The organism is Pantoea sp. BR_17, from assembly GCF_041955125.1.
In the GTDB taxonomy this organism is placed as follows: domain Bacteria; phylum Pseudomonadota; class Gammaproteobacteria; order Enterobacterales; family Enterobacteriaceae; genus Pantoea; species Pantoea stewartii.
On the sequence record NZ_JAVAXT010000001.1, the window covers coordinates 618,536 to 638,729 of the forward strand.

Annotated in this window: 23 protein-coding genes; 14 read left to right on the plus strand and 9 right to left on the minus strand. The window is 54.3% G+C overall.

Translation table 11 applies throughout. The features are described 5' to 3' along the window. Positions 1–326 precede the first annotated feature (326 nt). Positions 327–1,538, plus strand: a complete 1,212-nt coding sequence (locus RAC60_RS02800) for a diguanylate phosphodiesterase (RefSeq protein WP_006119001.1) — start codon at positions 327–329, stop codon at positions 1,536–1,538. Positions 1,539–1,766: 228 nt separating this feature from the next. After that, positions 1,767–2,000, plus strand: coding sequence for a DUF4060 family protein (locus RAC60_RS02805; protein ID WP_006119000.1), 234 nt, complete (start codon positions 1,767–1,769; stop codon positions 1,998–2,000). 49 nt (positions 2,001–2,049) lie between these two features. Here the strand turns inward: RAC60_RS02805 and anmK are convergent, their stop codons facing one another. Then, the gene (anmK, locus tag RAC60_RS02810) at positions 2,050–3,171 is read right to left on the minus strand and encodes an anhydro-N-acetylmuramic acid kinase (protein WP_006118999.1); all 1,122 of its coding nucleotides are present in this window, start codon (positions 3,169–3,171) and stop codon (positions 2,050–2,052) included. Between the two features lie 282 nt (positions 3,172–3,453). On the opposite strand from anmK, the gene slyB reads away from it, so the two are divergent. Next, a complete protein-coding gene (gene slyB / locus RAC60_RS02815) occupies positions 3,454–3,921 on the plus strand; it encodes an outer membrane lipoprotein SlyB (protein WP_006118998.1) in 468 nt (155 codons plus the stop codon). A 46-nt stretch (positions 3,922–3,967) separates the two neighbouring features. On the opposite strand, the gene slyA is transcribed toward slyB, so the two are convergent. Then, positions 3,968–4,405 carry a transcriptional regulator SlyA gene (slyA, locus tag RAC60_RS02820; protein ID WP_006118997.1) on the minus strand — a complete coding sequence of 146 codons (438 nt, stop codon included), beginning with the start codon at positions 4,403–4,405 and terminating at the stop codon, positions 3,968–3,970. Between the two features lie 143 nt (positions 4,406–4,548). Here slyA and RAC60_RS02825 point away from each other — a divergent pair, with 143 nt between their 5' ends. Genes RAC60_RS02825 through RAC60_RS02835 form a run of 3 tightly spaced genes read left to right on the plus strand, consistent with a single transcriptional unit; the run spans position 4,549 to position 7,651 of the window. Next, positions 4,549–4,791 carry a DUF1656 domain-containing protein gene (locus tag RAC60_RS02825; RefSeq protein ID WP_324019814.1) on the plus strand — a complete coding sequence of 81 codons (243 nt, stop codon included), beginning with the start codon at positions 4,549–4,551 and terminating at the stop codon, positions 4,789–4,791. Positions 4,792–4,796: 5 nt separating this feature from the next. Continuing rightward, positions 4,797–5,654 carry an HlyD family secretion protein gene (locus RAC60_RS02830; RefSeq protein ID WP_203232187.1) on the plus strand — a complete coding sequence of 286 codons (858 nt, stop codon included), beginning with the start codon at positions 4,797–4,799 and terminating at the stop codon, positions 5,652–5,654. Beyond that, positions 5,651–7,651 (plus strand): FUSC family protein, encoded by a 2,001-nt coding sequence (locus tag RAC60_RS02835; RefSeq protein ID WP_375092559.1) that lies wholly within the window; start codon positions 5,651–5,653, stop codon positions 7,649–7,651. The genes RAC60_RS02830 and RAC60_RS02835 overlap by 4 nt, the downstream gene beginning before the upstream one ends. Here RAC60_RS02835 and RAC60_RS02840 read toward each other — a convergent pair whose 3' ends face one another. The 4 genes from RAC60_RS02840 to RAC60_RS02855 all read right to left on the minus strand — a co-directional run bounded on the left by RAC60_RS02840 (position 7,652) and on the right by RAC60_RS02855 (position 10,115). Continuing rightward, entirely contained in the window at positions 7,652–8,119 is a 468-nt protein-coding gene (locus RAC60_RS02840) for a hypothetical protein (protein WP_039340576.1), read from the minus strand. It abuts the gene before it with no gap. A gap of 142 nt (positions 8,120–8,261) precedes the next feature. Further along, positions 8,262–8,780 carry a superoxide dismutase family protein gene (gene sodC, locus RAC60_RS02845; RefSeq protein WP_054633889.1) on the minus strand — a complete coding sequence of 173 codons (519 nt, stop codon included), beginning with the start codon at positions 8,778–8,780 and terminating at the stop codon, positions 8,262–8,264. 82 nt (positions 8,781–8,862) lie between these two features. Continuing rightward, on the minus strand, positions 8,863–9,759 hold the full coding sequence (locus RAC60_RS02850) for an aldo/keto reductase family oxidoreductase (RefSeq protein WP_033741168.1): 897 nt from the start codon (positions 9,757–9,759) through the stop codon (positions 8,863–8,865). 65 nt (positions 9,760–9,824) lie between these two features. After that, positions 9,825–10,115, minus strand: coding sequence for a DUF1289 domain-containing protein (locus tag RAC60_RS02855; RefSeq protein WP_375092562.1), 291 nt, complete (start codon positions 10,113–10,115; stop codon positions 9,825–9,827). 124 nt (positions 10,116–10,239) lie between these two features. On the opposite strand from RAC60_RS02855, the gene RAC60_RS02860 reads away from it, so the two are divergent. From RAC60_RS02860 to rnt, 4 genes are all read left to right on the plus strand, one after another. After that, entirely contained in the window at positions 10,240–10,842 is a 603-nt protein-coding gene (locus RAC60_RS02860) for a TetR/AcrR family transcriptional regulator (protein WP_375092564.1), read from the plus strand. A 46-nt stretch (positions 10,843–10,888) separates the two neighbouring features. Then, positions 10,889–11,986 (plus strand): alkene reductase, encoded by a 1,098-nt coding sequence (locus RAC60_RS02865; RefSeq protein WP_039340582.1) that lies wholly within the window; start codon positions 10,889–10,891, stop codon positions 11,984–11,986. Positions 11,987–12,099: 113 nt separating this feature from the next. Further along, positions 12,100–12,507 (plus strand): lactoylglutathione lyase, encoded by a 408-nt coding sequence (gene gloA, locus RAC60_RS02870; RefSeq protein ID WP_033741163.1) that lies wholly within the window; start codon positions 12,100–12,102, stop codon positions 12,505–12,507. Positions 12,508–12,629: 122 nt separating this feature from the next. Next, complete coding sequence (rnt, locus tag RAC60_RS02875) at positions 12,630–13,301, plus strand: ribonuclease T (protein WP_375092566.1); 672 nt, start codon at positions 12,630–12,632, stop codon at positions 13,299–13,301. A gap of 38 nt (positions 13,302–13,339) precedes the next feature. Here rnt and RAC60_RS02880 read toward each other — a convergent pair whose 3' ends face one another. Further along, on the minus strand, positions 13,340–13,675 hold the full coding sequence (locus tag RAC60_RS02880) for a Grx4 family monothiol glutaredoxin (RefSeq protein ID WP_170317969.1): 336 nt from the start codon (positions 13,673–13,675) through the stop codon (positions 13,340–13,342). A gap of 364 nt (positions 13,676–14,039) precedes the next feature. On the opposite strand from RAC60_RS02880, the gene RAC60_RS02885 reads away from it, so the two are divergent. Then, positions 14,040–14,858: a C40 family peptidase gene (locus RAC60_RS02885; protein WP_375092568.1), complete on the plus strand. Its 819-nt coding sequence runs from the start codon at positions 14,040–14,042 to the stop codon at positions 14,856–14,858. A gap of 254 nt (positions 14,859–15,112) precedes the next feature. Here RAC60_RS02885 and RAC60_RS02890 read toward each other — a convergent pair whose 3' ends face one another. Further along, positions 15,113–15,202: a YnhF family membrane protein gene (locus tag RAC60_RS02890; protein WP_100208612.1), complete on the minus strand. Its 90-nt coding sequence runs from the start codon at positions 15,200–15,202 to the stop codon at positions 15,113–15,115. A gap of 282 nt (positions 15,203–15,484) precedes the next feature. On the opposite strand from RAC60_RS02890, the gene purR reads away from it, so the two are divergent. Further along, positions 15,485–16,510, plus strand: coding sequence for an HTH-type transcriptional repressor PurR (gene purR / locus RAC60_RS02895; protein ID WP_006118983.1), 1,026 nt, complete (start codon positions 15,485–15,487; stop codon positions 16,508–16,510). Here purR and punR read toward each other — a convergent pair. Further along, a complete protein-coding gene (gene punR / locus RAC60_RS02900) occupies positions 16,507–17,412 on the minus strand; it encodes a DNA-binding transcriptional activator PunR (RefSeq protein ID WP_110267577.1) in 906 nt (301 codons plus the stop codon). The two genes, purR and punR, sit on opposite strands and share 4 nt — an antisense overlap. A gap of 108 nt (positions 17,413–17,520) precedes the next feature. Between punR and punC the strand changes: the two genes are divergently transcribed. After that, the gene (gene punC / locus RAC60_RS02905) at positions 17,521–18,723 is read left to right on the plus strand and encodes a purine nucleoside transporter PunC (protein WP_277281973.1); all 1,203 of its coding nucleotides are present in this window, start codon (positions 17,521–17,523) and stop codon (positions 18,721–18,723) included. A 284-nt stretch (positions 18,724–19,007) separates the two neighbouring features. Continuing rightward, positions 19,008–20,156, plus strand: coding sequence for a cyclopropane fatty acyl phospholipid synthase (cfa, locus tag RAC60_RS02910; protein WP_033741158.1), 1,149 nt, complete (start codon positions 19,008–19,010; stop codon positions 20,154–20,156). Positions 20,157–20,194: the final 38 nt, after the last annotated feature.

A 20,194-nucleotide genomic window follows, 5' to 3' on the forward strand; every position in this document is an offset into this window, starting at 1 on the left:
AAACCGCTTTATTAACCGTTCATAAACTGCAAAAAAGACACCAGGATTTCCTCGCCGGACGTCGAAGTACTGATATAATGGAAACGATGCGATACCACGCTGGTAAAGAAAAAACCAGAGCAAATCGGTTGATGCCCGACAGCGTGATCTGAACGCTATTAACCCGTCTGTGACAACGGAACCTCACAGGTAAGCACCCTCCTTGCGCCATGCTGGAAACGCCTGGCTCAAACACATTTTGCAACGGCATTCACGCAGGCTCGGGGCCGCCCGGTCTGGGTTTTGGCAATGTGTGCGGTAAAAAGAACAAGAATCTGGAAGACGTTATGTTGTCGACAATTATCTATCGCAGTCACATCGCTGATCATGTTCCACTGAAAATGCTGGAAGGCCTGGTCGCTAAAGCCAATAAAATTAATGAGTCATCAAGCGTTACCGGCATCTTATTATTTAATGGCACCCATTTTTTTCAGGTTCTTGAAGGTCCAGAGAATGATGTACTGGCGGTTTACGAACGTATCTGCCGTGATACCAGCCATCATAATATTGTGGAATTAATGCGGGATTATGCGCCTTCCCGCCGTTTCGGTAACGTGGGCATGGAGCTGTTTGATCTGCGTGAATACGATAAAACCACTGTGCTTAATGCCGTGCTTGAAAAAGGCACAACCAAATATCAGCTGACCTATGAAGACAGAGCGCTTAAATTTTTGCGCACCTTTGTCGAAGCACGGGAAAAAGAGAATTATTTTGAAATTCCCTCAGCGGAAAGCTGGGATTTTATCAGTGATGATGAGGAAGTGCGCGAAGGTGACGACGCGCTGATTAATCACGAAGGCGTCAATTTTGCCTTTCAGGCGATTATCGATCCCCTTGCACGTAAAATCGTCTCGCTGGAAGCCCTGCTTCGGGGCTCGCAGGGCGAAACACAACAGGATTACTTTTCACGCCTCCCGCCGGAGAACATCTACCGCGACGATCTGCAGTCCAAACGCATCGCTTTTGCACAGGCGAAGGCGCTGGGGATAGACGGCATTATGCTGTCAGTCAACCTGTTGCCCATGTCGCTGGTGCTGGTGCCGGATGCCGTAACGTTTCTGCTTACTGAAATCTACGCCCACGATTTGGTTCCTGAGCAGATCGTGGTCGAGTTTACCGAAAATGAAATCATTTCCCGTCCTGACGACTTTGCAGCGGCGCTGAAACAGCTCAAAGCAGCGGGCATCAGCGTGGCACTGGATGATTTTGGCGCGGGCTATGCCGGGCTATCCTTACTGACGCAGATTCAGCCCGACAAAATAAAAATTGATCGCAGCATTATCAGCAATGTGCATAAAAGCGGCCCGAAGCAGGCTATTGTGCACGCTATTTTAGCCTGTTGTTCGTCACTGGAAATTACCGTGATTGCAGAGGGCATTGAACAGCCCGAAGAATGGATGTGGCTGGAAGCGGCCGGCGTTTCACAATTCCAGGGGTTTCTTTTCTCCTGGCCGAAAGTCAACGGCGTCTCCTCTGTTACCTGGCCCGAGTTAAAATAAGACGGTTATCCGCAGGAAAGTGAATTTTTCGTTCTTCCTTGCCGGACTGAAAACGCGCTGCTAAATATTAGAAGCGCGTTTCAGATTGTGTCATCGCATTGCAATAGTCGACGTGCACGCTGTTTTTAAATTATCAAAGATGTTAAGCAGTCAGATGTTCAGTGTTAAAGGCCGAAGTCACGCGCCGTCTTAAGGCGCGCCCCACAGGTACAGCATTTGAGGAACTGAATGAAGCAAATCATCCGCGGTGATAAAGAACCCGTCCATATCGTAGCCGCCTCGCGCGCGCTTGAAGCCCATATGTCCCGCTATGGTGAGGGAAACAAATACCATCCGGTTATCTATTCAATTGCCTATCGCAGCAAATACTACCAGGTTGAAGTCATTACACGACGTGAAACGATCGTCGCCACCGTCATTACCGGCGTGCGTAAACTGACGCACCTGCCCGGCGTGGCCTGATGCTGTTTTACGCGCCTTCTGCTCAGGGGACAAACCTGTCCCCTTTCTCTCAGCGGTAAAAGCGCGGATTCGCCGGATAAATCGCCCCGATGATGCTTTTCTCCCGCGCCCCGGTCACCGCAGGTAAATTGCCCGGCAAACCAGACAGTGTGCGGTAAGCCAGCCAGGCAAATGCCAGCGCTTCCATGTCGTCACCATTAATCCCGACGGTATCGGTTGTCGTGACTTCTGTTCCGGCCAGATGCGCCGCCAGGCGGGCCATCAGCAACGGATTTCGGCTGCCGCCCCCGCATACCAGCAACCGATCGCAGCCATCATTGAGTTGCACCTGTTGCGCAATGGTCACGGCGGTGAACTCGTTTAGCGTGGCCTGTACATCCTGAGCAGCGATGCCGGGAAAGTGGCGCAAATGCTGTTCAAGCCAGCCCAGATTAAACAGTTCGCGTCCGGTACTTTTGGGCGGCACCCGCGCCAGCCAGGGTTCACGCAGTAGCGCTTCGAGTAATGCAGGACTGACCTTACCGCTTCGCGCCCAGTTCGCGTCCTTATCATAGGCTTTCCCCTGATTACGCCATATCCATGCGTCCAGCAGCATATTGCCCGGCCCGGTATCAAAGCCGCGCACGGGCTGCCCCGGAATCAGCAGGGAGAGATTGGCAATACCGCCGATATTCAGCACCATGCGCCGTTCCGTGGCATCCATTAACAGGGCCTGATGAAAGGCAGGCACCAGCGGCGCGCCTTGCCCACCCAGCGCCATATCGCGCCGACGGAAATCCCCGACAACCGTCACGCCTGTTGCCGCCACTATCTGGTTGTTATCGCCAATTTGTAAGGTATTGGGTGCCGCGCTGTGCGGCTCATGCCATACCGTTTGACCGTGACAGCCAATCGCCACCACATCGCTCATCTCCAGCGCCTCGCGCTGCATAAGCGTCAGTACTGCGTCAGCGAATAGCTGGCCCAGTCGCGTGTCCAGTTGCCCCAGTTGCGACAACGTCACTGCCTGGCCCTGACAAATCGCCAGAATGCTCTGGCGCAGATCGGGCGGCATGGGATGGCAGTAGCTCGCCTGCTGCGCCACCATATTTTCGTCGATGGCGGCCAGCACGACATCGACCCCATCAAGGCTGGTACCCGACATCACGCCAATGTAGCGTCCTGATTTCATAGCCGTTCCTTTCATCGGGATGAAAAAGTGAATACGCTGCCTGTAGCCTGACAAAATATCGGCCCTGAATCCACGATTACTTTGTTTTAAATCAATAAACTGTCTGGTGGTTAACGTCCCGGGTATTTTTATGATTGATTGAATCATTGTTAAAAATTTGCGGTCTATGCTGTCGACAGCCATGTTTTATTCCGCAGAAGGTTAATTCGCCAGTTTTCTGTCTTATACTGTTTACAGGATTTCGCGATAGAGATGGCGCATTCTTGAATAAAGGAGTTTCAAATGATTAAGCGTTTAATTGTGGTCGCTTTGACTGGTGCGATGCTGGCGGGCTGTAGCAATACCGATACGTTATCGGGCGATACCTACAGTGCCAGTGAGGCCAAGCAGGTACAAAGTGTTTCTTACGGTACCTTAGTCTCAGTTCGCCCGGTTAAAATCCAGGGTGGAGACGACAGCAACATCATTGGGGCCATTGGCGGCGCCGTACTGGGTGGATTCCTGGGTAATACCATCGGCGGTGGTGCAGGACGTAGCTTGGCAACAGCGGGAGGCGCGGTGCTGGGTGGCGTTGCAGGTCAGGGCGTACAAGGCGCAATGAACAAAACTGACGGCGTTGAGCTGGAAATCCGTAAGGATGACGGCAACACCATTATGGTGGTGCAGAAACAGGCAGCCAGCCGTTACTCAGTCGGACAACGTGTTGCGTTGGCCACCGACGGTAGTCAGGTTACCGTTTCTCCGCGTTAACGCAGTGACCAACCGACGCCGGTGCCGGTCGCACTGCGCGTCGGTCTTATTTCTCTTTGTTTTGCAGTTCGAGAATATTCTTTTCAAGACGCGCAATCAGCGTCACCATCTGGTTGATTTCGTCGCGGCTGATACCGGAGAGAATGTCATCCCGGGTAATATCAATCACGTGTTCAACCTGCTGAATGACTGGTTCTGCCTGTTGTGTCAGCTTAATGCGTTTGGCCCGGCGATCGTGGGCGCAAGTGGTCCGGGTAATCAGCCCTTTCTCCTCAAGTTGATCCAGGGTTCTGACCAGAGAAGGCTGCTCGATACCAATGGCTTTCGCTAACTGGATTTGCGACTGCTCAGGCGGCAGTTGATGGATATTGTGCAGTGTTACCCAGTGCGTTTGAGTCAGCTCTAACGGCTTCAAACGTTGATCAATCAGTGCTCGCCAGATTCGCACCAGCCTGGACAGATCCGTGCCGAGAGGGGTATCCATGCTATCTCCTTATAATGTATGTACGCAGCTATCAAGCTGCATTGTATAGCATTTTGCAAGCCCGAAGTTTAAATTACAAATAACCAAGTGAACAGTTTCGGCTGAAATTGTTTCACGCACAGGTTCCAGGATACTGCACTGCAATGGATATCATTCGCCAAGGATTTTTCAGCATCAGCCCGCTTTCCGAATTGATTTTCGGCGCCTCACTCTATTTCCCTCCCCTGTTTAAAGCGGTGCTGGCCGGTTTTGTTATCTGGTTATTTATCCACCCGCTTCTGCGCGGCTGGCTTGCGTCGGGTGAGGTCTGGCATCCCACCCTGTTCGATCTCTCGCTGTTTGTGTTGTGTGTAACAGGCGCACTCTGGTTAATGGCGCACGGATGAAAAAGATGAACCTTTCAGGATTAAAGTACTTTTCTACGTTGATTGTTTTCACGCTGGCGCTTCTCAGCGCTTGGTGGGCCTGGAACTACTACATGCAGTCACCGTGGACGCGCGACGGCAAAGTACGTGCCGAGCTGGTCACGATCACCCCGCAAATTTCGGGACGGATCACGGCACTGAACGTGGTCGATAATCAGTTTGTACATAAAGGGGATCGGTTACTGACGCTGGATCCTGTGCCCTGGCAAATCGCTCTGCATAAAGCCGACGCACAGCTGAGCCAGGCGCAGGCCGATATGGCGAAAGCCCAAAATGAATTCAACCGGCGCAGTAAACTGCCGCGCAATACCATCTCGGGCGAAGATCTGGATGTCGCCCGACTGAATGCAGCGGCGGCGCAGGCCAATGTCAAGGCCGCGCAGGCCGCGCGTGAACAGGCCGCATGGAATTTACAGCAAACCACCGTGAACGCCCCCACGGACGGTTGGGTCAGCAATCTGACACTACGTCCCGGCAATTTCGCCACGGCTGGCACTCCGCTTTTTGCGCTGGTGGACAGTCACGCTTTTTATGTCGTGGGCTACTTTGAAGAGACCAAATTGCGCCATATTCGTCCGGGTGCGGCCGCTCAGGTGACGCTCTACAGTACGGGCCGGCAGTTATCCGGTCAGGTTGAGAGCATAGGGCGCGCGATTTACGATCAGAGTCTGGACGCCGACAGTGGGCTGCTGCCCGATATCAAACCGAACGTGCCCTGGGTGCGCCTTGCTCAACGTGTTCCTGTACGCATTCGTCTCGCTGCTCTCCCGGATAACGCTCTGTTAATCGCCGGTACGACCTGCACGATTACGATACAGCCATGAACCTCAACGGACTGGCCTGGCAAAACCTGCCCTGGCTGAAAGCGGACAGCAATCAGTGGCGTTATGCTCTGCGTAACGCGGCTGCCATGTGCCTGGCCCTGAGCATTGCCTATGGACTGGATCTTAACGAACCCTACTGGGCCATGACCTCCGCTGCGGTGGTAAGCTTCCCGACAATCGGCGGTGTGATCAGTAAGAGTCTGGGACGTATTGTTGGAAGCCTGCTGGGGGCAACGGCCGCCTTGCTGATTGCGGGCCATACGCTTAATGAACCCTGGCTGTTTGCCTTTTTTATCGCAGGCTGGCTGGCGCTGTGTACCTGGGTGGCCAACCACTATCAAAATAATGTCGCCTATGGGTTTTCGCTGGCCGGGTACACTGCGGCGATCATTGCCTTCAGCTGTGTCAATCTGACCGATATCAGTGGCCTGTGGGACATTGCCCAGGCGCGCGTCTGTGAGGTGATTTCCGGGCTGCTCTGTGCGGGTTTAATGATGATGATCCTGCCCAGTACGTCAGACGGTGAAGCCCTGATCACCGCCCTGAAGCAGATGCACACGCGTCTGCTGGATCACGCCACGCTGCTCTTGCAGGACACCCGGAACGACGAGATCCGTCACGCTCACGAAGCGGTGATTGGCCAGATCCTGACCATGAATTTATTGCGTATCCAGGCATTCTGGAGCCATTACCGCTTTCGTCGCCAAAATAACGTCCTGAACTATATCCTGCATCAGCAGCTTCGTCTGACCAGCGTCCTGTCCAGCCTGCGGCGCATGCTGCTGAACTGGCCAGACGCGCCGGAAGCGCTGTATCTGGCCTTAACACGCATTACGCAGGAGCTGGCAAAACCGGACTGTGATAAGTACCGGCTGGCAGCCTTGTTACGCAGCATCACCCCTGCCAGCGATGGTGATTACCGGCAACGGGCGTTTTGTCAGCGGCTGCGCTACTTCTGCTGGATGTACCTCAATGTGTTGCGCTGGATAAGGCAGCTGGAACAGGCTGATGCCGATACCCGCTTTCAGCCGCCCGCAGTGTCTGCGCTGGCCAGCGAAAGTGACAGCGCCGAAGCCGGCTGGAGTGCGCTACGAACATTCAGCATCATCGTGGCAGGCTGCGCATTCTGGATCGCGACACAATGGACCTCGGGTGCCTCGGCCCTGACGTTTACGGCGATTGCCTGTGTCCTTTACGCCTCGGCCCCTTCGCCCACAGGCAGCATTACGCTGTTACTGAAAACGTTGCTCTGGCTGTTTGCTTTTAGCGTGCTGTTTAAATTTGGTGTGATGGTGCAGTTTAATCAGCTGTGGCAACTGCTGGCCATCCTGTTTCCGCTGCTGCTGACGCTACAACTGTTCCGGGTACAGCAGAAACAGCGGGCGGCGATGTGGGGCCAGTTTATTGTTTTTCTGGGGTCGTTTCTGGCCGTCACCAATCCGCCCGACTGGGATTATCAGGGGTTCGTGAACGATAACATAGCGAAAGTCTGCGGTGTGCTGCTGGCCTGGCTGGCTTTCCAGATCCTGCGGCCCAGCTCCGATTCACGCCGCAGCCGTCGCCATATCCAGGCGTTGAGGCTGGCGTTTCTGGATCAGCTTCGTCAGCATCCACACCGGGATCAGAACCGTTTTGAGTCGCTGATTTATCATAAAATTGGTCAACTCAGTAACAGTAAAGATGAAACGGCGCGCGTCTGGCTACTGCGTTGGGGCGTCGTTCTGCTTAACTGTTCCCATCTCGTCTGGCAACTGCGTGTCTGGCAAACAGACACCCCGATACTGAACCAGTACCGGAGCGAAGCATTGCACAATCTGCAGAATATTATGAGCTTACACGGTGTGCAGCATCGCCACCTGGACACCGCGCTGGACGCGCTTCAGGGCCTCACAGAAGAGGCGCTTAGTGTCAACAGTGCCGACGCCGGCACCCTGGCCGGCCTGCTGTGGCGGTTGCGCTGTTCACTGGCGCAGCTGAAACAGGCGATTCCCGACTGATTACTGGCAATACTGCTGGTGCTGCCGGTTAAAATCATCCTGAAGTTGCTGAACGGTTTTTTGCCCTTCGAACCGGGTTTTATCGGCTTCGGAAACAGGCTCAATCACCAGGGCTTTTTCGTCGGGTGAATAGATAAAACGCCGGTAAATCATCGACCCCGTAAAACTTTTGCCCAGGATGCCACCACAAATCATTGTCGTGTTGTGCCGGTAAATGGTGGTATCCGTGAAATTGGTTTCCGTGGCGCTGCGCAGAACATTCTGGCAATGCTGCGCTTCAAGCTTTTGCCGCACATCCCGACTGAGCCGTTCACGGCCCTTCGCAATCTCTTCGCAGCGAAGGCGTGCTGAACTGGTATCAATGGTGCGCTGCAGTTCACGTCCTGTTTCTGTGATCAGTTGCGTATCATTGGGTTTATCGCATCCTGCCAGCAACAGACACAGTAGCCAGGCGCCCTTCCATTTCATTTGCACTGCTCCTCAGTTTGTCAGGCTTTATAACGGGAATCAGTATCATAGGGGGGAATAAGACGATGATGCTACAACAAATTGTCAACAAGCGAAAAGCCGTGATGGCGGCAAAATCTGCCGCCATCAGCGACACACAGCGTCAGATAACACCGCAGGCAAACCGTGCCCCGCCACCGCCCAAAGGTTGTGGGTGATCCGCATGGTTATCCCCGCCCACATGCACCATCAACGCTTTGCCTTTCACCTCGCTCAGCGTTTTAATGCGCGGTGCCAGCACCGGATAGGTGGCTTTACCCTGCGCATCGACATAGAGCGCAGGCAGGTCGCCTAAATGGCCCTCAGCATAGGGCCCCAGGTGCTTGCCGGTGTTCGCCGGATCAAGATGCCCCCCTGCCGCCCCCGCGGCCACCCTTTTTCCTTCCGATTCGCCGGGTTCACAACTGCCTTTCGCATGGACATGAAAACCGTGAATGCCCGGCTTCAGTCCTTCCAGCATGGGCGTCAGTTGCAAACCGTATTGCGTCTCTTCAATATTTACCGTGCCGATGGCATTGCCGATTCCCTGCGCCGAAACGGCATGAATTGTCACCTGTTCGCTGGCCGCCTGCGCGGCACCGCAGGCTAACAGCGTCGCTATCGCAATTGCGTTCACTTTCATTGTGGCTCCTTTTTGCTCTGGGGTTCAGCTTAAGCCTGGCCCCGTAGCGCAAAGATTGCCGCAAATTGACGAATGTTTACGCTCAGGGCACGTCATAGCCCAGTGCGGCTTTGCGGATGCGGAACCACTGCTGCCGACTGAGCGTCAGCCCGGCCGCCCCTGCCGCTTCTGTAATGCGATGGGTTTTGCCTGACCCGATGATGGGCAAGGGTTTACTCGGCAGACGCATCACCCAGGCATAGACGACCTGCTCAAGGCTTGATGCCCCGATCTCCTGACGAATGGCTTCCAGCTCGTCGCGCAGCGGCTGAAAATGCGGATCGCTGAACAGACGTCCGCCCCCCAGGCACGACCAGGCCATTGGGCGCAAACGCTGCTGCTGGCAGTGATCCAGCGATCCATCAAGCAGAACATGTTGCTGAACGGGTGAGATCTCAAGCTGGTTGGTCACGAGGCTAAACGGCAAACGAGACTGCAGCAGGGCAAACTGCGAGGGGGTAAAATTGGACACGCCAAAATGCAACACTTTGCCTGCCTGATGCAGGTGCAGAAAGGCTTCGGCAACCTCATCGGCCGCCATGAGCGGGTCGGGGCGATGAATCAACAGCAGATCAAGGCGATCGGTATTGAAATGTCCCAGCGAGCGTTCGGCACTGGCCACAATATGCGCTTTTTCCGTAATGTAATGGCCAATCTGGTGTTCAGGTTTTGCGCGGGTCGCGATACCGCACTTGGTGACGATCTGCAGCCGATCACGTAATCCCGGGGCCTGTCTGAGCGCCTCACCAAATGCGGCCTCACAGCGGTAATCACCATAAATGTCGGCATGATCGACCGTCGAAATGCCCAGTGAAAGATGGTGCTCAATAAACCCCACCAGCTGCTGTGGTGTCATGCCCCATTCCATCAAACGCCAATAGCCCATAATCAGCGGTGAAAAGTCGGGGCCCTGTGGCGCGATGGCTTGCGGTTGTAACATAGTGTTCTCCCTGTGGCCTTGAGGCTGGATGTGTGTCAGGGAGTATAACGGAAATCACCATGCGGTCAGAATAAGGTGGGTTGTTGCGGTTCCTGCGGTTCTTCTTTGTGCTGCTGACGTAACAGGCGCAAACGGCGCTGGTGGCAGAGGCGGAGCACCTCACGCTTTTGACTGTCGCTGTATTGCAGCCAGTTAAAACGTTCCTCACGGCTACGCAGGCAGCCTTTGCAGTAGCCACGTGAATCGGTTTCGCAAATACGCCGGCATGGACTGGGTACCGGAAAAAACTCAAGCTGCTCTGCCACAACGGCCTCTACTGAAACGGTGATACGTCTATTGAAGCCAGAGCCCGACATTTGTGCAAGAAATAATCATAACTTGAACAATTTATTCACTCTAAATCGCTTTCAATTTAACACTGCGTGCCTGGCGCGCGATAAAAGTTTGCATTAGACCGATTGGTCTACCAGGATGACCCCCATGAATAAGATGCCGCAACGTAATGAAACCCGGGAACACCTGCTGACGACAGGCGAATCGCTTTGCCTGCAACGGGGCTTTACCGGCATGGGCCTGAGCCAGCTACTGGATCAGGCGCAGATCCCTAAGGGATCGTTTTATTACTATTTTCCCTCTAAAGAAGCCTTTGGCGTGGCGTTGCTTGAGCGGTACTTTGTCCGTTACCTGCAGAACCTTGAGCAGCAGCTCTTCCAGCCTGCGGGATCGGCGGGTGAGCGATTACTGGCCCATTTTCGCCATGCGCTCGATCTGTTTGAACGGCAGGGCAATATTGTGGGCTGCCTGAGCGTAAAATTATCAGCCGAAGTCTGCGACCTGTCAGAGCCTATGCGCATAGCCTTGCAGCAGGGAGCCAGCTACGTTATCGCCGCCTATGTTAAGGCGCTGACGCAGGCACAGCACGAAGAGGATTTATCTCTGCCCTCGCCTCCGGAGCAACTGGCTGAACTGCTGTATGTTCTCTGGCTGGGTGCGAGTTTACAGAGCAAGCTATCCCGTAATGCACAGCCTATGCGGCTGGCCTTAATTACCATCGAACAGTGGCTAACAAAACCGCTGGTTTAAAAAAACCACCATTTGTAGACGACCGGTCTACTTGAAAGGAGTTGTTATGGCGAGTACTCAGTTGTTTCGTCCGTTAAAAGTGGGCGCAATTACCGTTCCTCATCGTGTCTTTATGGCCCCACTGACACGTTTACGTAGCATCGAACCCGGCGATATCCCGACGCCGTTGATGGCCGAATACTATCGCCAACGTGCGGGTGCGGGGTTAATTATCACTGAAGCGACTCAGGTCTCCTTCCAGGCGAAAGGTTATGCGGGCGCGCCAGGCCTGCACACGCAGGAACAAATTGCCGCGTGGAAAGTCATCAATGAAGGCATTCATCAGGCAGGCGGCCACAGCGCAGTCCAGCTTTGGCACACCGGCCGCATTTCACATAACAGCGTTCAGCCTGAAGGTAAGGCACCGGTTGCACCGTCCGCCATTCCGGCAGGCACCCGCACCTCATTGCGTGCTGAAGACGGTAGCGTGTATCGCGAAGATACCTCGATGCCGCGCGAGCTGAGCGTCAGTGAAATCCAGCAGATTGTGGCGGATTTTGGTCAGGCAGCCGCCAATGCGCGTGAAGCTGATTTCGACCTGCTGGAACTGCACTCTGCTCATGGTTATCTGATGCATCAGTTCCTGTCGCCGTCGTCTAACCATCGTACCGATGCCTACGGCGGCAGCGTGGAAAACCGTGGCCGTTTTGCGCTGGAGGTCGTCGATGCCGCCATTGCTAACTGGTCCGCAGACCGCGTAGGTATTCGCGTGTCGCCTGTTGGCAGTTTCCAGAACCTGGATAACGGTCCGAACGAAGAAGAAGATGCGCTGTGGTTTATCGCTGAGCTGGCAAAACGCAACATCGCTTATCTGCACATGTCCGAACCGGACTGGGCAGGCGGCACGCCTTACAGCGATGCGTTCCGCCAGAAAGTGCGGGATACCTTCCCGGGCGTCATCATTGGTGCCGGCGCCTACACGGTCGAAAAAGCCGATGACCTGATCAGCCGTGGCCTCATCGATGCCGTTGCGTTTGGTCGTGACTACATCGCCAACCCGGATCTGGCGCAGCGTTTACAAAAAGATGCTCCGCTTAACCCACAACGTCCCGAATCGTTCTACGGCGGTGGCGCAGAGGGCTATACTGATTATCCTGCGCTGTAAAACAGCAGGCAGCCGTGAGAAGGTGTTACGGCTGCGGTTATTGTTTGGCGATGATCGTCGCTATACTGCGTATTTATGTCATCCGGGGATGACGTTTTTTTAAAGAGGAAACTATGCGTTTACTTCATACCATGCTGCGCGTTGGCGATTTACAACGCTCAATCGATTTTTACACCCGTGTGCTGGGCATGCGTCTGCTGCGTCAAAGCGAAAATGCTGAATATAAATATACGCTTGCGTTCGTCGGCTACACCGAAGAGAGCGAAGGCGCGGTGATTGAACTGACCTATAACTGGGGCGTAGACAGCTACGACCTGGGGAATGCTTATGGCCACATTGCGCTGGGCGTTGATGATGTCGCGGCGACCTGTGAACGTATCCGTAACGACGGCGGCAACGTGACCCGTGAAGCGGGCCCGGTGAAAGGCGGCTCCACCATCATCGCCTTCGTTGAAGATCCTGACGGTTATAAGATCGAGCTGATCGAAAACAAACATGCCGGTCACGGCCTCGGTAACTAACCGTTACCGCCCATCAGCCTGCCTCCTGCAGGCTGATTCTTACTTCCCTCGCCCACATCTGCTGCAGAGAGTGCGCTTTTTTGGCATACTACGCGCTGCCCTTTTTCTGCAATGAGATCCTGATGTCTGAATCGTCTTCCCCCAACGCACTCAATCAACGCTTTCGTGGTTTTTATCCTGTCGTGATCGATGTTGAAACGGCGGGCTTTAATGCGCAAACCGATGCGCTGCTGGAAGTCGCTGCCATCACCCTGAAAATGGATGATGAGGGTTGGCTTCATCACGACGAGACGCTGCATTTTCATGTGGAACCCTTTGTCGGTTCGCTCCTGCACCCTGAAGCGCTGGCGTTTACGGGCATCGATCCCACGAATCCTTTGCGCGGCGCAGTCAGCGAATATGAGGCCCTGCATGCCATTTTTAAAATGGTGCGAAAAGGCATCAAAGAGACCGGATGCAACCGCGCCATCATGGTCGCTCACAACGCCACGTTTGATCTGAACTTTATGAATGCGGCGGCGGAACGTGCGGGCCTGAAACGCAATCCCTTTCATCCCTTTGCGACCTTCGACACGGCCGCGCTGAGCGGACTGGTGCTGGGCCAGACCGTGCTGGCGAAAGCCTGCAAAGCCGCAGGAATGGCGTTCGACAGCAGTCAGGCGCACTCCGCGCTCTATGATACACAGCAAACGGCGACCTTATTTTGCGAGCTGGTTAACCGCTGGAAACGGCTGGGAGGCTGGCCGTTAGCTGTAACGGAAGGGTCGGCGACGGGTGGAGAAACAACCGAGTAACGCGCATAAAAAAGGCCGACGAGGTCGGCCTTTTTCAGTTATTCCGCTTCTTTAAACTTCTCAGCGGTTTCTTTGATTAACGGCTGCAACTCGCCGCGCTGGAACATTTCAACAATAATGTCGCAGCCACCGACCAGTTCGCCATCAACCCATAACTGCGGGAACGTGGGCCAGTTGGCGTATTTTGGCAGCTCTGCGCGAATATCCGGGTTCTGCAGAATATCCACGTAAGCAAAGCGCTCACCACAGGCAGACAACGCCTGGACCGCCTGCGCAGAGAAACCGCAGCTTGGCAGTTTCGGCGAACCTTTCATGTACAGCAGGATCGGGTTTTCTGCGATCTGGCGCTGAATTTTTTCTACAGTACTCATTATTGCCTTCCTTAATTCGTCACTTCGTGTTTCTTTATTGTAGCGACTTCACGCCAGGACTGAAAACGAGATTTTGGCTCGTCCGACGTTAAATCGCCATGTTTGCTAAGTAAGCTGGTCAGGCATTCGCAGGAAACTGTGACAAAGACTATGAATGTATTCATAATTTGCAATGAATTTGCCGTTATAAGAGACTGAAATTCCTGATTTATGCCTGATTTTTATCCATTCCATCAATTAATAAAAAAAGGACTTACTCTTTTAAAAAAAACTGGACTAGAATGACTTCGGCGCTGATCGGTGATCAGATTTTTCTTAACTTTGTCAGAGACCTGTTTGATCTGACAGCTTAACCAGTAAACGGACTATGCGTTCAATCATTACGCTTCTTATTCTGGCTTTTGCGCAACTCTTCTTTAACATCGCTGCTGCCTCCCCGCATGCGACGGTTAAGGCCAGCTTGCATAAGGTAGAGAAAAAAAGTGCGCGCGAGGATGATCGGCGCAAACGACGCGCGGTTAAAGCCTCATCTAAAAAAAGTCGCACCTCCGCTGTTCAGAAAGTCAGTAAGACCACGAAAACCAGCAAAACGACCTCCCACACCACCACGCACAAAACGCTCGCTAAAACGACTGCCTCGCACAAGACGCTGAGCAAAAAAGTCGCCGTTAATGCCGCCAGCAAAAAACGGTATGGTCATCAACGTGCTGCGAAGGCGTTAACGGCAGACAATACCGAAACCGGCACCATTAAAATGAGTAAAGCGCATCGCCAGCGTTACCAGAAAGCGCGTGAAACGGCGATGGCAAAACTGATGGGGCAACTTGGCAAGCGTTATCAGTGGGGAGGCAAATCGCCCCATACGGGTTTTGATTGCAGTGGCCTCGTATGGTACGCCTACAAAGACGTCGTGAAGTTTAAGATCCCCCGTACCGCTAACGAAATGTACCATCTGCGGGATGCCGCACCGGTCAACCGCGAATCCCTTGAAAAAGGCGATCTGGTTTTCTTCCGCATCAACGGGCGTGGAACCGCAGATCATGTCGGGGTTTACCTGGGCAACGGTAAATTCATTCAGTCACCGCGTACCGGTAAAGATATTCAAATCAGTGCGTTGAGCGAAGATTACTGGCAGCGCCATTATATTGGTGCGCGTCGCGTTATGACGCCAAAGACCGTTCGCTAAACGTCCTTCATACAAAAAAGCCGGGAAAGGCAACTTCCCGGCTTTTTTATTGCCCACCTCACCCCGATTGTGCAGCCGGATGTTCCGGGCGAAAATGCCGCCCCTGCCGGTGATACGGTCTGACAGACAGGACGTATCACCTGCAAGGCTGGACGCGCAGCCAGTCAGCCAGTCAGCCAGTCAGCCAGTCAGCCAGTCAGCCAGTCAGCCAGTCAGCCAGTCAGCCAGTATAGCGTCGCTGCAAACGAATGCGGCTAGTGCAGAATAGCGGTGAAGCTAAACGCGATGATCATTAACAGTGCGGCTGCCGTCGTCATTAATGACAGTTTTAAATCGGTACTCATCCCCTCTCCTTTAACCCTGACGTTTGTAAGGTGAAAGCATTTTCACATACGCGTGGGTAAAAATCTCGTTTTATCCGCACAGCCTTGTTAGAATCCCCCCTTTGTTGCGCAACAGCGCGCAATATCGGTTGCGTCCGCGCCCTTTTCAGACGTTATTTCCTGCCCTGATGACTCAATACCGGACAGAAAAGCGATGTTTTTCGCAGAAATAACCGTCCGCTGACGCAAACGTTTAACAATATGCTTATCAATAATTTAGATAGGCCCGGGAGTTCGATTTACATGGCAACAATTAAAGATGTGGCGAAGCGTGCGGGCGTGTCCACCACGACCGTCTCACACGTCATCAATAAAACGCGCTTTGTCGCAGAAAATACCTGCGAAGCGGTGTGGGAAGCGATTCGGGAACTGCATTATTCTCCCAGCGCAGTCGCGCGTAGCCTGAAGGTGAATCACACCAAAACGCTGGGCCTGCTCGCCACGTCCAGTGAAGCGCCCTACTTTGCTGAAATTATCGAGGCCATTGAGAATCACTGCTTCGATAAAGGCTATACCCTGATTCTGGGCAACGCACATAATGACCTGCAAAAACAGCGCGCCTATCTGTCGATGATGGCGCAAAAGCGCGTTGACGGGCTTCTGGTGATGTGTTCAGAGTATCCGGATGATCTGCTGCAAATGCTGGAAGCGAACCGCAATATTCCGATGGTGGTGATGGACTGGGGCGAATCCCGTGCCGACTTTACCGATACCGTACTGGACAATGCTTTCCAGGGCGGTTATCTGGCGGGACGTTATTTGATTGAGCGTGGTCATCGCGATATTGGTGCCATTCCCGGCCAGATGGAGCGTAACACGGGAGGCGGTCGCCATGCCGGTTTCCTCAAGGCGCTGGAAGAAGCGGGTATTCAGCCACGTGCCGAATGGATTGTGCAGGGTGACTTTGAACCCGAATCTGGCTATCAGGCCATGCAGCAGATTCTGTCACAGAAGCAGCGCCCAAGCGCCGTATTCTGTGGGGGCGACATCATGGCGATGGGCGCAATCTGCGCGGCCGACGAAATGGGCCTGCGCGTGCCGCAGGATATCTCCGTCATTGGTTACGACAATGTGCGCAATGCGCGCTATTTCACTCCGGCACTGACCACAGTGCATCAACCTAAAGCCCAGTTGGGTGAGAAGGCGCTGGAGATGTTGTTAGATCGCATCACCAGTAAGCGGGAAGAGTCGCAGACAATTGAAGTCCACCCGACGCTTATTGAGCGACGCTCGGTGGGCTATGGCCCTTATCGCGATTACCGCCGTTAATCCTCGCTCAACCACTCCTGATTTAGCGTTTGCGCATCGCCCAGGTACTGGAGTAACCACCCCAGCGCCGGTGATGCGCGATCTTCCGCCCAGCTGACGCAGCAGGGACTTTCCGGAAACGCCTGCGGTAAGTTCAGCTCTGCCATCTCGCCGCTGTCCAGTAAGGGCCGCGCTAAATGGCCCGGTATCATCGCGACACACAAACCGGCGCGCACACAGTCCAGACCGGTTTGCCAGTCCGGGACCACCAGCCGGCGTTGGTTATCCAGCGCCCAGGTCATACGACGCGGTAACGCGCGCGACGTATCTTCCAGCACCAGAGAAGGCCAGTTGCGCAACGCCTCATCATCCAGCGTAGCAACCTGCGTCAGAGGGTGCTGACGCGCCACCACGCAACGCCAGTTCAGGGTGCCCATATCGCGAAAGGCGAAACGCCCCCCCACCGGAATCGCCTGTGTCGCACCTATCGCCACATCCACTCGCCCGTCTGCCAGCGCATCCCAGACGCCGTTAAAGACCTCATAGCTGATGTGCAACTCCATGTCGGGAAAATGGCGGTAAAAATCCCTGACAAACTGCCGGGTTCGCTGCGGTTTGACGATGCAGTCGACGGCGATACCAATCTGACCGCGCCAGCCGTTGGCGAGCTGTTGACACTGACGTCGTGTGGCATCCATTTTTTTGATAACGCTGCGCCCTTCCCGCACGAAATGCTCGCCCGCCGGCGTGAGAATCACCTCCCGGTGCTGGCGTTCAAACAGCGGCACAGCCAGCCAGGTTTCCAGCTGGCGAACGGTATAGCTGATGGCAGAAGGCACACGGTGCAGTTCCTGGGCGGCCGCGCTAAAGCTGCCACCGCGTGCGACCGCATCCACCACTTCCAGCGCATATTCAGACCACATAATTTGCCTTCAAAATTTTTAACAGCAACAGGCAAATTTTACCGTTTCACAGCGTGAAGTACAGCTTTTACACTGCCCCGCGTTTATTCTGCAACTGATGAGAACCCGATGTCCGCTTCAAAAGGCTTTATTCCCTATCTTGCCGTGCTCAGTATGCTGGGCTTTCTGGCAACCGATATGTACCTGCCCGCCTTCGGCGCTATGCAGCAAAGTTTTAGCACGTCAGCCGGGATGATCAGCGCCAGCATGAGTCTGTTTCTGGCCGGTTTTGCCTGTGGTCAACTGGTCTGGGGCCCCTTATCTGATCGGTTGGGGCGTAAGCCGGTGCTGCTGGCAGGCCTCGCCCTGTTTGCTCTGGGCTGTGCGGGTATGTTGTGGGTAGATAATGTGATCCTGATGCTGGTACTGCGTTTTGTGCAGGCTATCGGCGTGTGCGCGGCGGCCGTCAGCTGGCAGGCGCTGGTCGTCGATCGCTATCCTCAGTCACAGGCCAATAAAGTCTTTGCTACCATTATGCCGCTCGTCGCGCTGTCTCCCGCCCTGGCACCGTTACTGGGCGCCTGGCTGATCGGCCATTTTCACTGGCGCGCCATTTTTGCGGTGCTGACGGGAATTGCTGTGGCGCTCATCCTGGTCACGCTGCGCCTGCCTTCGCCGCAAAAAAAGCAACGTTCCCCTGCTCCGCAGCCTGGGTTTCTGACGCTGCTGCGCGCACGTGCCTACAGCGGTAACGTACTGATGTATTCCGCCTGCTCGGCCAGTTTTTTTGCATGGCTGACGGGTTCGCCGTTTATTCTGGCTGATATTGGTCTGTCTCCTGCGGATATCGGGCTCAGTTATATTCCCCAAACCATCGCCTTTTTAATCGGCGGGTTTGGCTGCCGTGCGCTGCTCAACCGGTTTTCTGGCGCAACACTGCTGCCGTGGTTGCTCGGCGTCTATAGCCTGAGTGTCGGGGCGCTGTTTGCCGTCGCGCTTTCGGGAAGCCCGTCACTCACGGCGTTACTGGTGCCGTTCTGCGGCATGGCGCTGGCAAATGGCGCGATTTATCCGATTGTGGTGTCCAGTGCGCTGCTGCCCTTCCCAAATGCCACCGGGAAAGCGGCGGCATTGCAGAACACGCTTCAGCTCGGACTCTGTTTTGCCGCCAGCCTTGCGGTGTCCGCAGGCTTGATCCAGGCTCTGTTTACGACCACGCTAATTATGATGGTGACGATTGGTCTGGCATGGATGGGCTATCAGCTACAGCGCCGCGCCGGCGCACAAACTGATATTGCCTCATCTGCACATCCCTGCCAGGATAATCACTGAGGCAACGATTTGCGTGTTACCCGTTTTCACTGACTGAATCAGGGTCTGCCAGTGTGCCTCCTCTGCCAGACCCACTCGCACTGTCATCATAATAAAAATGTTTCACACAGCCTTCAGGCTGTGACGGCATCTGTGTGAGCAACGCTGCATGGATACCGACGTTTTCTCTTCTCTGTACCCTTTTTGTTGTCTGGCGCAAGGCGTCATCTGTGACTTTTCTCATAATCCTGAGAAACAGCTCCTGCTTTTTCTCAGGTTCTGACGGTTCTGGTGATGGAGTGGCTATGAGTTCATCATGTGTAGAAGAAGTAGGCATCGAACGTAACCATTGGTATCGCATCGTTCAGGAGTTACTGCAAAAAGCCGATATTGAAATTAACGGTTCGCGGCCCTGGGATATTCAGGTTAAACACCCCGATTTTTTCAAACGCGTTCTGCAGAAAGGATCCCTGGGCCTGGGCGAGAGTTATATGGATGGCTGGTGGGAATGCGAGCGGCTGGATATGTTTTTTCATCGGGCGCTGAAGCATAAACTCGACGAGCAACTGCCGCATCATATTCAGGACATCCTGCGTATTGCGCTGGCGCGTCTGGTGAACCTGCAATCCAAAAAGCGGGCCTGGCAGGTGGGTAAAGCCCACTACGATTTAGGCAACGATCTCTTCAGCCTGATGCTGGATCCTTACATGCAGTATTCCTGCGCGTACTGGAAAGACGCCACCACGCTTGAGGCGGCGCAGGAAGCCAAACTCGATATGATTTGCCGCAAGCTGCAACTCAAACCGGGAATGCGCCTGCTGGATATCGGCTGCGGCTGGGGCGGCCTGGCGGCCTTTGCCGCCAGAAATTATGGCGTGAGCGTTCAGGGCGTAACCATCTCGGCAGAGCAACAAAAACTGGCTCAACAGCGCTGTGAGGGGCTGGATGTCCAAATCCTGTTGCAGGACTACCGCGATCTCGATCAGCAGTTTGATCGCATTGTGTCCGTGGGCATGTTTGAACATGTCGGGCCTAAAAATTACCCCACCTATTTTGCTACGGTCGATCGCAACCTGAAGCCTGACGGGATTTTCCTGCTTCACACAATAGGCGCGATCAAAACGGATATGCATGTCGATCCCTGGATTGGCAAATATATCTTTCCGAACGGCTGCCTGCCCTCTTTGCGCCATATCGCCGACGTCAGCGAACCCCATTTTATTATGGAAGACTGGCATAATTTTGGCGCGGACTATGACACGACATTGATGGCCTGGCACGAACGCTTTTTACATGCCTGGCCGCAGCTTGCCGGGCGCTATGACGAACGCTTCCGCCGCATGTTCACGTACTATCTGAATGCCTGCGCGGGTGCGTTTCGCGCCCGCGAGATCCAGCTATGGCAGGTGGTGTTTAGCCGAGGCATAGAGGGAGGATTGCGCGTAGCACGGTAACAGGACGCGCTGCGGTTTAGCGCCGCGCATTGCCCGAA